General features: G+C 59.9%; 14 protein-coding genes. 7 read left to right on the top strand and 7 right to left on the bottom strand.

The genetic code is table 11. The features are described 5' to 3' along the window. Positions 1-67 precede the first annotated feature (67 nt). Positions 68-967 (top strand): alpha/beta hydrolase family protein, encoded by a 900-nt coding sequence (locus FHP24_RS05925; RefSeq protein WP_139674189.1) that lies wholly within the window; start codon positions 68-70, stop codon positions 965-967. 110 nt (positions 968-1,077) lie between these two features. On the opposite strand, the gene FHP24_RS05920 is transcribed toward FHP24_RS05925, so the two are convergent. After that, complete coding sequence (locus FHP24_RS05920) at positions 1,078-3,069, bottom strand: methyl-accepting chemotaxis protein (protein WP_139674185.1); 1,992 nt, start codon at positions 3,067-3,069, stop codon at positions 1,078-1,080. A gap of 285 nt (positions 3,070-3,354) precedes the next feature. Between FHP24_RS05920 and FHP24_RS05915 the strand changes: the two genes are divergently transcribed. The 3 genes from FHP24_RS05915 to FHP24_RS05905 all read left to right on the top strand — a co-directional run bounded on the left by FHP24_RS05915 (position 3,355) and on the right by FHP24_RS05905 (position 6,060). Beyond that, positions 3,355-4,197 (top strand): L,D-transpeptidase, encoded by an 843-nt coding sequence (locus tag FHP24_RS05915; RefSeq protein ID WP_139674182.1) that lies wholly within the window; start codon positions 3,355-3,357, stop codon positions 4,195-4,197. A 206-nt stretch (positions 4,198-4,403) separates the two neighbouring features. Then, positions 4,404-5,120 carry a L,D-transpeptidase gene (locus FHP24_RS05910; RefSeq protein ID WP_139674176.1) on the top strand — a complete coding sequence of 239 codons (717 nt, stop codon included), beginning with the start codon at positions 4,404-4,406 and terminating at the stop codon, positions 5,118-5,120. A gap of 64 nt (positions 5,121-5,184) precedes the next feature. Then, on the top strand, positions 5,185-6,060 hold the full coding sequence (locus tag FHP24_RS05905; RefSeq protein ID WP_139674173.1) for an aminoglycoside phosphotransferase family protein: 876 nt from the start codon (positions 5,185-5,187) through the stop codon (positions 6,058-6,060). Positions 6,061-6,070: 10 nt separating this feature from the next. Here the strand turns inward: FHP24_RS05905 and FHP24_RS05900 are convergent, their stop codons facing one another. After that, complete coding sequence (locus FHP24_RS05900; RefSeq protein ID WP_139676154.1) at positions 6,071-6,526, bottom strand: MarR family winged helix-turn-helix transcriptional regulator; 456 nt, start codon at positions 6,524-6,526, stop codon at positions 6,071-6,073. Between the two features lie 152 nt (positions 6,527-6,678). On the opposite strand from FHP24_RS05900, the gene FHP24_RS05895 reads away from it, so the two are divergent. Continuing rightward, positions 6,679-7,101, top strand: a complete 423-nt coding sequence (locus FHP24_RS05895; protein WP_139674170.1) for an organic hydroperoxide resistance protein — start codon at positions 6,679-6,681, stop codon at positions 7,099-7,101. Positions 7,102-7,197: 96 nt separating this feature from the next. On the opposite strand, the gene FHP24_RS05890 is transcribed toward FHP24_RS05895, so the two are convergent. Next, entirely contained in the window at positions 7,198-7,830 is a 633-nt protein-coding gene (locus FHP24_RS05890; RefSeq protein WP_139674167.1) for a LysE family translocator, read from the bottom strand. A gap of 141 nt (positions 7,831-7,971) precedes the next feature. On the opposite strand from FHP24_RS05890, the gene FHP24_RS05885 reads away from it, so the two are divergent. Next, entirely contained in the window at positions 7,972-8,355 is a 384-nt protein-coding gene (locus FHP24_RS05885) for an MbcA/ParS/Xre antitoxin family protein (protein ID WP_246091673.1), read from the top strand. 97 nt (positions 8,356-8,452) lie between these two features. Here FHP24_RS05885 and FHP24_RS05880 read toward each other — a convergent pair whose 3' ends face one another. From FHP24_RS05880 to FHP24_RS05870, 4 genes are all read right to left on the bottom strand, one after another. Then, positions 8,453-8,722, bottom strand: coding sequence for a DUF982 domain-containing protein (locus tag FHP24_RS05880; protein ID WP_139674162.1), 270 nt, complete (start codon positions 8,720-8,722; stop codon positions 8,453-8,455). 210 nt (positions 8,723-8,932) lie between these two features. Further along, on the bottom strand, positions 8,933-9,127 hold the full coding sequence (locus FHP24_RS05875; RefSeq protein WP_139674160.1) for a hypothetical protein: 195 nt from the start codon (positions 9,125-9,127) through the stop codon (positions 8,933-8,935). Positions 9,128-9,257: 130 nt separating this feature from the next. After that, positions 9,258-9,419 (bottom strand): hypothetical protein, encoded by a 162-nt coding sequence (locus tag FHP24_RS28665; RefSeq protein WP_180355907.1) that lies wholly within the window; start codon positions 9,417-9,419, stop codon positions 9,258-9,260. A gap of 252 nt (positions 9,420-9,671) precedes the next feature. Beyond that, positions 9,672-10,571 (bottom strand): LysR family transcriptional regulator, encoded by a 900-nt coding sequence (locus FHP24_RS05870; protein ID WP_139674157.1) that lies wholly within the window; start codon positions 10,569-10,571, stop codon positions 9,672-9,674. Positions 10,572-10,690: 119 nt separating this feature from the next. On the opposite strand from FHP24_RS05870, the gene FHP24_RS05865 reads away from it, so the two are divergent. Beyond that, on the top strand, positions 10,691-11,533 hold the full coding sequence (locus FHP24_RS05865) for an SDR family NAD(P)-dependent oxidoreductase (protein ID WP_139674155.1): 843 nt from the start codon (positions 10,691-10,693) through the stop codon (positions 11,531-11,533). The last annotated feature ends 30 nt before the right edge of the window (positions 11,534-11,563 follow it).

Here is an 11,563-nt window from a genome sequence, read left to right as displayed (position 1 = left end):
TGCATCTTGGAATTGCCTTTTCTCCAACTTCAGTAATACTGAAACCCCGCCGCAGGATCCTTCGCCAATGCTGATCACCCGCCGCATCATCCTGACCGGCATCGCCGCCGGTGCCGTTTGCAGAACCTCCGTCGCCGCCACGCCTTTTCCGACGCCGGATGTTCCGCCGCTTGAAAGCAGTGATTATGGGGAGGCACGTCGTCATTTCTCGACGCGCCTCGTGAGAAAGGGGCCATCACCGGAAGTCTCTTCGCCGCTCGGCACCCCGCCCGGCGCCAAGCGAGTCACCTATCCGGGTGGTCCCGACGGCTCGATCCAGCTGATCGCCTGGCTATCCCATTACGAGCCATCGAAAAAGCTGAAACCCGCAGTGCTTTTCCTTCACGGCGGCAATGCCACCGGTGATGGCCATTGGGAATTGCTGAAGGCCTATTGGGAAGCGGGTTTCGTTGTCCTCCTGCCATCCTTCCGCGGGGAAAACGGCCAGGCCGGCAATTATTCCGGCTTTTACGACGAGACCGCCGATGCACTTGCCGCCGCGACCTATCTTGAAAATCTGCCCGGCATAGACCGCAACCGGTTCTTCATCGCCGGTCACTCGAATGGCGGCACGCTGGCGCTTCTTGCCTCCATGACGCGAAAATTCCGCGCCGCCGCGCCGATCTCGGCTGGCGTCAGCGCCTGGCGTTATTTCGGCCGCTATTCCAACGAAATGCCCTTTGACGCCTCCGATCCGATGGAATTCGTCATGCGATCGTCCGCCTGTTTCGGCGGCAGCCTCAAATGCCCGACATTCCTGCTGCGCGGTTCCGAAGAACGCCCTTTCGACAAGGATCACGAGCTGCTGATGGAGCGGGCACGCTCGGCCGGCGTCTCGATCGACAAGAAGATACTGCCCGGCACGCATAACGGTGTCGTTCCCGGCGCCGTTGCCGAAAGCATTCATTTCTTCAATCAGTTTGCCTGATCGGCGGGAGAGCTGCCCGGCAGAGCAGAAAGAAAAAGGCGGGAGCGCCTGAACGCTCCCGCCTTTCGATTATCGTGGCGACCGGTTTTAAGGCCGGCTTTCGCCTTGGCTCAAAACTCTTCCCAGCTGTCCGTGGACGGCGCTGCGGAAGCGCTGCTGCGGCCGCCGAAAGCCTGGGCGATCTTGCCGACCATGCCGCGGGCCGGTGATGCAACCGGTGCCGAGCCGCGCGAGGCGGTTCTGACGGGCGCCGCCATCGTCGATGCGGTGTGGCGCAGGGCCGTGGACTGCTGCGAGAAGCTTGCAGCTCCACCCTGACCGAGCTGGAACTGCGAGATGATTTCACGCAGACGACCGGCTTCGGTGGCAAGCGTGGCGCCGGCGGCATTGGCTTCTTCCACCATCGCCGCGTTCTGCTGCGTCACCTGGTCCATCTGGTTGACGGCAGTGTTGACTTCCGCAAGGCCGACCGACTGCTCGCGCGAGGAGGTCGCGATCGAATCCATGTGCTGGTTGATCGTGACGATATAGTCCTCGATCGTCTTCAGTGCCGTGCCGGTATCGCTGACCAGTTTGACGCCGGTTCCGACCTCGACGGAGGACTTTCCGATCAGATCCTTGATCTCCTTGGCGGCCTGGGCGGAACGCTGCGCCAGTTCGCGAACTTCCTGTGCGACGACGGCAAAACCCTTGCCGGCTTCGCCCGCACGTGCGGCTTCGACACCGGCGTTGAGCGCAAGCAGGTTGGTCTGGAAGGCGATGTCGTCGATCACGCCGATGATGTTGGAGATCTGGCCCGACGATTCCTCGATACGGCCCATGGCGTTGACGGCATTGGCAACGACGGCGCCGGAATGGCGGGCGCTTTCATTGGCCTGGATCGCCACCTTGCGGGCCTCTTCAGCACGCTTGGAGGAGTTGGTGACGTTGACCGTGATCTGGTCCAGTGCGGCGGCGGTTTCTTCCAGCGAAGCGGCCTGCTGCTCGGTCCGCTTGGAAAGATCGTCGGCGCTCTGGCTGACTTCGCGCGAACCCGAATCGATCGAGCTCGTTGCTTGGGCCACCGAGCCGAGCGTGCCGCGCAGCTGTGAAACGGCGGCGTTGAAGTCGGCACGTAGGCTTTCGAATTCCTGGGCGAAAGCACGTTCCAGCTGGAAGGTCAGGTCGCCGGAAGACAGGTGCTTGAGACCGGTGGCGAGACCGTTCGTGGCTTCCGCCATGGCTTCGGCGCGGATGCGCGCTTCTTCGGCATTACGTCGGCGCTGGTCTTCGGTAAGGCTGCGCTGCGATTCCGCCTCGCGTTCCAGCGCCTGTGTTTTCAGCGCATTGTCCTTGAACACCTGTACGGCCTGCGCCATCGTGCCGATTTCGTCGCGGCGGTCGAGACCCGGAATTTCGCGGTTGGTTTCGCCGGAAGCGAGTTCCGCCATGCGGTCGCTCAGTCGAGCGATCGGACCGGTGATGCCGCGCGAGGCAACGTAAAGGCCGAGCAGGATCAGGACTGCAAGCGAAACGCCGAGCGCAACGAGGCCGGTGATGATCGTGTCGTTCGTATCTGCCTGAAGTTCGGCCGTTCCGACATCGACTGACTTCATCAGTTCGTCATTGCCGGAAGCGAAAAGCGGCAGGACCTGCATGAGCTTGGCGCCGGCATCGCGCATGGCGGCGCGTGCCTCTGTCGCCTGTCCGTTCTTGGCAAGCGTGATGACCTTCTGCCCCAGCTGATCGAATTCATCGACGGCCTTCAATATGCCGTCGGCGGCAGCGCGGCGTGTGGGCACGAGATCGACGGTCATGCTGACGCGTTGCTTCATCAGGTCGCGATCGCCTTCGTATTTCTTCACGGCGGCGGCAAATTCCGGCGAAGTGGGATCATTGACCTGCATCAGGCCGAGCTGGAAGCCCAGCTGCAGAAGTCCTGCTGTTGCGCGCGCGTTCAGCGTCGCAGCCGTGCTCTCATGCGAGATGAAATAGGAGTATCTTTCGTCGGCATTCTTGAACTGCATGCTGACATAGAACAGCCCGATAAGGGCGATAGCCCCCATCAGGGCGATAACCGCGACGATCTTCGTGCGGATTTTTGCGTTTTCGAGGAACTGCATTTCGCTTCCTATTGGGAAAAGGCGATCCCCCGCGGGTCATGCGAAAATGCCGCCGCTGCGCCAGGATGCCGTCTGAGACATTACATGACGAACACCGCCGCTCGCATCGCAGCTGAATCCCACCCCGTCATGCCAAAATTAGCCTGCGCGCATTTAAATTTGATTAAACATGTTTGGAACGCACGGTCGCCTGGATGCCCAGCCTCTCCCGCGTCGCCCACACCAGTTTCGCGCCAGCGCCACCTGCAAGAGTGCGCCAGACGTCATCTGCTCGAGCGGGTCCTTATGCCGAAAAAAGTTTCATCGCTTCGCCGCGCCACTGGTATTGCGGCCACCCTTATCGCCACGACCTCGCTTGCTGGCTGCCAAGTGCCTTTCGTCACCGATACGAGCCGCGTGAACCCGAATGTTTTCGTTCAGGAAACGGCGCCGGTCTTCTATATTCCGCCCTATCAGGACCCTCCGTCCAACCAGCCGCCGCCGATGCCGGGCGCTATTCCGCACAAGCGCCAGCTTTACCCGTCCGATTTCCACCAGAAATACGATCTCGGCGCGACCTACGGCCTGCCGGTCTCCAACCCGGTCTATCGAACGATGTATGACGTCACGCGCGACGCCGATCACACGTTGCCGGCGATTCCCTATTCGCGCGTCGATCAGCGGTTCCTGCGATCGGAAGTCGATTACCGCACCAACGAAGCGCCGGGTACGATCGTTGTCGATACCCGCGCCCATTACCTCTACCTCGTCCAGCCGGGTGGCAAGGCGATGCGTTATGGCGTCGGTCTCGGCAAGGCGGGTTTCGCCTGGTCCGGCCGCGGCGTGATCCAGCGCAAGGCGAAATGGCCGCGCTGGACGCCGCCCGATGAAATGGTGTCCCGCGATCCCGCTCTGCGCCAGTTCGCAGCCGCCGAAGGCGGTGCCACGCCCGGTCTCAACAACCCGCTCGGCGCTCGCGCGCTTTACATCTACAAGGACGGCAAGGATACGCTCTACCGCGTTCACGGTACGCCGGACTGGCAGTCCGTCGGCAAGGCCACCTCGTCGGGTTGCGTGCGCATGTTCAATCAGGACGTCGTCGATCTCTTCGACCGCGTTCCGAGCGGCACCCCGATCGTCGTCATCTAAAGCTGTTTTCTCCAGAATATACACAGAAGCCGCCTTTTGGGCGGCTTCTCGCGTTTCTGTGATACGTCGTGTCGGCATGTGAACGTTGCCGATTTGCCGCAGCCCTGTGTCTTAGAGACCAGGCATAAGCAGTCGGAACCTTTCGTCTTCGACTGCGTTCGATTAAGCTTTGCCTTATCGCGTTCCTCTGGATGGTTCTCCCTGACATGACATTCGACACTTCTTTCTCCCGCCGGAGTTTTCTTACTCTTCTCGGTGCGGGCACGGCCTCGACGCTTGCCGGTTGCGCCTCGACCACACCTTATGGCGGGCAGGTCATCACCTATCGTGATGGCATCAGCACCCAGCCGCCGCAAATGGCCGGCGGCAATTCCGAAGCCGCCATGATGTATGGTAGCGTCGCCGATGGCGGTTTCGTCATTCCGGCCATTCCCTACCAGCAGATCAATCCGCGTTATTATCGCCAGCGGGTTCTCGATCCGACCGGCGAACGTCCCGGCACGATCGTTGTCGATACGCCGTCGCGTTTTCTCTATCTGGTCGAGCCGGGCGGTTCCGCCATGCGTTACGGCGTCGGCATCGGCCGCGAAGGTTTCTCCTGGAGCGGCGAGGGCGTCATCCAGTGGAAGCAGAAATGGCCGAAATGGACCCCGCCGGACGAAATGGTCGCCCGCCAGCCGGAACTGGTCAAATATTCTTCCAAGAACGGCGGCATGGCGCCCGGCCTCAACAACCCGCTCGGCGCCCGTGCACTCTACATCTTCCAGAACGGCCAGGACACGCTTTACCGCCTGCACGGTTCGCCGGAATGGAGTTCGATCGGCAAGGCCGTTTCATCCGGCTGCGTACGCCTGATGAACCAGGACATCATAGACCTCTATGAGCGCGTGCCAGCCAAGACGCGCATCGTGGTGTGGCAGTAATAGCGTCAAATAGACGTCATAAGTGGCGAGTAACTGCTGGTGCAATCATTGCAGGAGCTCGCCATTGTTCGATATCGACACCGGACTCGTTGCCAGTCTCGTGGCAGATCAGTTCCCGCAATGGGCGGCCCTGCCCATAAGGCCGGTCTTGGAAAGCGGTTGGGACAATCGGACCTTCCACCTCGGCACGGATATGTCGGTCAGGCTTCCGAGTGCCGAACGATATGTCGCCCAGATAACAAAAGAGGCGCGTTGGCTACCGGTGCTTGCACCGCAGCTTCCGTTGCCAGTACCCGTGCCGCTTGCCGTGGGCAGGCCGGCATTCGGCTATCCGGGCCAATGGGCGATCTATCAATGGATCGATGGCGAAACGGCAAAGCGCGAGCGGATCGGCGATCTCGAAGACTTTGCCAATGATCTGGCCGAATTCCTGAAGGCATTGTGGGTAATCGATGCGACCGGCGGGCCACCCGCAGGGGTCCATAATTTCCATCGCGGAGGACCGCTCTCGGTTTATGATCGAGAGACGCGTGCGGCTCTTGTCGAACTAACCGATGAAGTGGATGCCTCGCTTCTATCCGATATATGGGAGAGGGCGCTTTCTTCTTCATGGCAGGGGCCACCGCGTTGGCTGCATGGGGATGTCACGGAAGGCAACTTGCTTGTAAAGAATGGCAAGCTCTCGGCGGTCATCGACTTCGGAACCTGCGGCGTAGGCGATCCGTCTGCGGATCTTGCGATATCCTGGACGCTGTTTGACGCGCCGGCACGCAAGGCCTTCGAAAGCAGGTTGGGGCTGGATCGGGAAACCTGGGACCGCGCCCGCGGCTGGTGTATGTGGAAGGCGCTGATCGTGATTGCCGAACACCGGCACAAGGATCAGGTGAAGAGTGACATCCACCGACGATGGATAGAGCGGATCGTCGGCAATCTGGCGTGAAAGAGCAAAGCTATTCGCTTTCCGCCCCCTCCAGCCTATCCTTCAACCCCACCAGCGCTTCGCGTAGCGCCACCGCCTCTTCGAGATTGCAGCCCGTCGCCTTGCCGATCTCCGCCATAACGCCGGATGAGCGCTCCTTCAGGTCCAGCCCCTGCGGCGTCAGCGTGATCTTCACCTGCCGTTCGTCTTCGGCATCGCGCTTGCGCTTCACGAGGCCGGATTGCTCCAGCCGTTTGAGGAGAGGGGAGAGCGTGCCGGAATCGAGCCCCAGCCGGTCGCCGAGCGTCTTCACCTTCTGGCCGTCCTCGGTCCACAGTGCCATCATGACGAGATATTGCGGATAGGTCAGCCCGAGTGGCTCGAGCAATGGCTTGTAGGCACGCGTAAAAGCATGCGCGGCGCCATAGATGGCGAAACACAACATCGCATCCAGCCCTGTGGCGGTATCGCCGGCATTTGCCGCCATCGCGTTTTTATTCGGCTTTGCCCCTGTCATCACGAAACCGTGCTCTATCTTCTGCATAATCCATTCTCGCAGGCTTGACGCAGGAATGCAATGCGCATAAATCTATTGCACGCAATTGAATTGCGAACTATTTAACCGAAGGGAGTACGAACATGCCCATTCTTTACACCACCAAGGGTTCCGCCACCGGTGGCCGCGCAGGCCATGGCGCTTCTGAAAACGGCGTTCTAAATGTAACGCTCACCGTTCCGAAGGAACTCGGCGGCGATGGCGCTACCGGCACCAATCCCGAGCAGCTGTTCGCGGTCGGTTATTCGGCCTGCTTCCTCGGCGCGCTGAAGGCCGTTGCAGCCAAGGAAAAGGTGAAGATCCCGGAAGATGCGAAGGTGACGGCAACCGTCGGTATCGGTCCGCGTGAAGACGGCACCGGTTTCGGCATCGAAGTTTCGCTGTCGGTCGATATCCCCGGTTTCGACAAGGCGCAGGCCGAAGATCTGGTTGCCAAGGCGCATATCGTTTGCCCATACAGCCACGCCATGCGCACCTCGACTGAAGTTCCGGTCACGGTTGCCTGATCAAGATAGGCCTTGCCGGATCCGTCTTCAGGCGGCATCCAGAAGGTTTTTTGACAACGGCTGGAAGTCTTCGGACTTCCAGCCGTTGTTGCGTTTTCAACTGCGCTGTAGCGCGAGATGTGTCCCGAGCCCGATCAGCACCGCCCCACCGGCACGCTGCATCATCCGCTGTGCCCTTGCCGAGTTCTTCAAACCCCTGACGATGGCGCCGGCGAGAAACACGCAGACGATATCGGCGGACGAGAAGGTCAGGTTGACCACCGCACCGAGGATAAGAAACTGCAGCCAGACGGGAAACGCCGCCGAGGGATCGACGAACTGCGGCAGAAAAGCCATGAAGAAGATCGCCGTCTTCGGGTTCAAAACCTCGACGGTAATGCTCTCCAGAAAAGCGCGCCGCGCAGATTTCCGGCCGATCGCGGGAAGCGAAGGCTCGCCGCTCGTCCGTGTTCTGAACAGCGAGATGCCCAGCCAGATCAGGTAGGCCGCACCGATCATCTTCACCGCCAGATAAAGCGTGGGCACCGCATGGAAAAGCACCGACAGCCCGGCCGCGGCGGCAATCACATGCATGTAACATCCCAGATGAATGCCGAGCGTCGCCATCAGCCCACCGCGCCTGCCGCGTGCCATCGTCTGCGCCGCGGCATAAAGCATTGCCGGTCCGGGTATATAGGCAAACACCGCGGTCGTGATGAAGAAGGTGATCAGCAATTCGAAAGAGGGCATCGGGCAGCCTTTGGCAGTGAGATGAACAACGATAACCTCTCTTTCATGCAAAAACCATCGCGCCTTCCCGGCGTGTCGTTCCCCCAATTCTTGTCTTTGGACCGATATCGATTATCCTGTTGCCTGGGAAAGGCGGTGATGATGGCTCACGTTTCGAAAAAACCTGATCTGGTCATATCGGAAGCTCAGGTGGTAACCAAAGCAACCGTGGTGGCCGCTGACCGTCTTGGTCTCAGCACGCGCACGCTGGCCGATATCGTCGGTGTTTCAGAAGAGTCGGTGTCGCGCATGAAACGGCTGGATCATCTGCTCGAAAAAGGGACGAAACCCTTCGAACTGGCGCTGCTGCTGCTTCGTCTTTTCCGCGCGCTCGACGCCATCACCGGCGGCAACGAGCGGGTCGCACGCGCCTGGCTCAAGAACCACAACACTGCCCTGGCCGCCATTCCCGCCGACAAGATCCTCACTGTGTCAGGTCTGACGGATGTCCTTGCCTATCTGGATACCCGCCGCGCGCTCGTCTGAGTTCAAACGACTGCGTGCGAGTACGGGTTTTGCCGCCGATCCGCTGATCGTGGCGACCATCAAGTTATGAGTGGCATTGGGGAAGATGTCAGTCGGATCAATGCATGCTGAGCTTGGTCATGCATTCCGCATAGGCGGCAATAAACGAATTGCGCGCCAGATCGATATCCCCGCGATACCGCAACGCGTCGTTGCACGCCTCGATCGCCTGCCAGTAGGTCCGGCCGGATTGAATGGCGAAATCCTCGTGAAGGTATTTCAGCGCAGCCCTCGGCCCGGCGATCGAACGGTCCTTTATCTCACGGTCCCTGACTATGACCGGATAACTCCATTCAATGGAAAAACCGACGGGTATGATGGAATTCACGGCATGCTCCTAGCGGTTCAGCCGAGAGAACATCTCCACGACCAGCATATCGGGCCGAGGACCGAAATCGGTTATCGGAAAATTCGATACGCAGACTCCAAAATGCGACAGATCCACTGTGCTTCCTGCATGACGCACGGGGCGTTGCCGATCATACCATGAAGCCGATCGCCCGTCAGATTTGTTTCACCTGGCAGGGCAAAGCGACCGTCAATCGTTTGCGACGAGAGACGCCAGCTCGCGGCGCGTCAGCAGCTGATCGGTCTCGCCGGCAACGCCATCGGGATGGCTGAACTTCATACCGCTCTCTGATGCCAGATCGAGTGCCTGGCCAACATTCATCAGTCCGATCGGAACGCGCTCGCCCTCGACCTTGACCGTTGCTTCCACCATTTTCTTGTCCATGCGTTCGCTCCTGTTTTATGCCAATTGTCTGAAGGACAGGATCGTTCCCAACAAAAAAGGGAAGCCCGCAATTATCCGGTTCAAAAAGAAACGCCCCGCAGAGTGTGCGGGGCGTGGGGTAGGATGCAATTTAAGCCTTGCTGGGCTGGCGCCGGGGCGTCTTGGCGCCCGAGGTGGTCTTGGCGTCGTAACCCTGGCCGTGGTTGGTGCCGCCGAGATGGCCGCCGCCACTCGTATTGGCAAGCTGCCGCACTGCTCGCTTGAGCAGCTGCTGCGGATCTTTTTTGTTCATGGATTTCTTTCGGGGTAGCCGAGAGACGAAAAAAGGCCGGGGCTATATTGCTCCGACCTCTCTCATCGCCGCTTTGTCCACCAGTGCCGGTACATCCATGGTCAAAGGTTAAAAGCAGCGGCGGCATTTGCGAGCGTAGAAGGTTTTCAGCGCTCATCAGCAATGCCGATTTAGTTTATGTAATCTAAAATTGTGTTCTAATCAAGTTCAATTTCTATCTGTGATAGGATTCCCGTTTTCCGCGTATCGGGATTATCGCCCGGCTCCGTCCGCTCTGACGAAATCGACGAAGGCGCGCAGCGCTGCCGGCATCTGCCGCCGGCTCGGGTAATAGAGATAAAAACCGGAATAATAAGGGCACCAGTCTTCCAGCACCCGCGTCAGCTTTCCGGCCTCGACGAGATCCTTGACCTGATCCTCGAAAGTGAAGGCTATTCCGGCGCCGGCCAGTGCCGCATCCACCATCATGTCCTGGTCGTCGAGCACCAGAGCGCCATCCACTTCGACGGAAAGCTCGACCCCCCCACGCTCGAATTCCCAGGCATAAAGCCGCCCGGTGCCGAAGCGGAAACCGATACAGGGCAGCGATTTCAACTGTTCCGGCCGGGACGGCCTCGGATGTTTTTCGAAGAAGTTAGGTGTTGCAACGATCGCCGTGCGCTGCCGCGGCCCGATCGATACTGCGATCATGTCCTGTGCGATGATCTCGCCGAAACGCACGCCGGCATCGAACCCTTCCGAGACCATATCGACGAGTTCGTTGTTGATGACGATCTCGATGCCGACCCGCGGATAGGCCTCAAGAAACCGCGCGACAAGCGGCAAAAGCACCATTCGCGCCGAAGGCCGCGAAGCATTGATCCGCAGCCGCCCGACCGGCGTGCCGCGAAAATTATTGAGGTCGTCCAGCGCATCCTCGATGTCGCGGAAGGCGGGTGCCACACGGGCAAGTAACCGCTCTCCGGCCTCCGTCAGCGCCACGCTGCGCGTCGTGCGGTTGAACAGCCTGACATCGAGCCGCTCCTCCAGCGCCTTCAGCGAATGACTGAGCGCTGAAGGTGTGCAGCCCAACTCGTCGGCGGCGCGCCGAAAACTCTTGTGCCGGGCGAGCGCTAGAAACGGCGACAGATCGGTGGGTGACAGTATTGCCATTGCTGAATTCTACTCATCAGCTTGAGGAGAATCCAGTCGATTATCTCACCAGCCCCATTGGCGTAGAAATCTCCCCAGCCGCCGATCAACGGAACGGCACGAAAAGAGGAGATTTCAAAATGCGTACATGGTTCATCACTGGTGCATCCCGCGGCTTTGGCGCCCTGATCACCGAAAAGGCACTGGCGAAAGGTGATAACGTCGTCGCCACCGCCCGCAACCCGAAGACCGTCACGGAGCGTTTCGGCGACCTTCCTAACCTTCTTGCCGTGGCACTCGATGTGAACGACGAAACCCAGGCACATGACGCGGCCAAGGCTGCCATTGCCCGTTTCGGCACCATCGACGTTCTGGTCAATAATGCCGGTTTCGGTCTGCTCGGCGCGATCGAGGAGGCGACCGCCCAGGAGGTCGAGGCGATCTACCGCACCAACGTCTTCGGGCTTCTTTCAGTCACCCGCGCCGTGCTGCCGCATATGCGCCGCCAGCGCTCCGGCCATATCCTCAACTTCTCGTCGATCGGCGGTTATCGTAGTTCGGCCGGCTTCGGCGTCTATTGCTCGGCAAAATTCGCCGTCGAAGGCCTGACGGAGGCTCTGGCTGACGAACTTGCCCCGCTCGGCATCTTTGCCACCGCAATCGAGCCCGGTTACTTCCGCACGGATTTCCTCGAACGCAATTCGCTCAGCATCAGCCCGCTCGAGATCGCCGATTATGCGCAGACAGCCGGCGTGGTGCGTCAAAAGGCAAAACACATCAGCCGCAACCAGCCGGGCAATCCGGACAAGCTGGCCGCCGTACTGATCGATTTCGTCGACATGCAAAACCCGCCGGTCCGCCTGCCGCTGGGCAGCGATACGGTCGCCGCCATCGAAGCCAAGATCGCCTCCGACACGGCGCTTCTGGAGCGGGTAAGGGCGATCTCGATCTCGACGGATTTTGACAAGGCTGACGCGGCCTGACGGATTGCAACAGTCCTGATTAAAAACGCC

The organism is Aliirhizobium smilacinae, assembly GCF_006335145.1.
Taxonomy (GTDB): domain Bacteria; phylum Pseudomonadota; class Alphaproteobacteria; order Rhizobiales; family Rhizobiaceae; genus Neorhizobium; species Neorhizobium smilacinae.
This window is presented reverse-complemented; position numbering and strand designations above follow the sequence as displayed.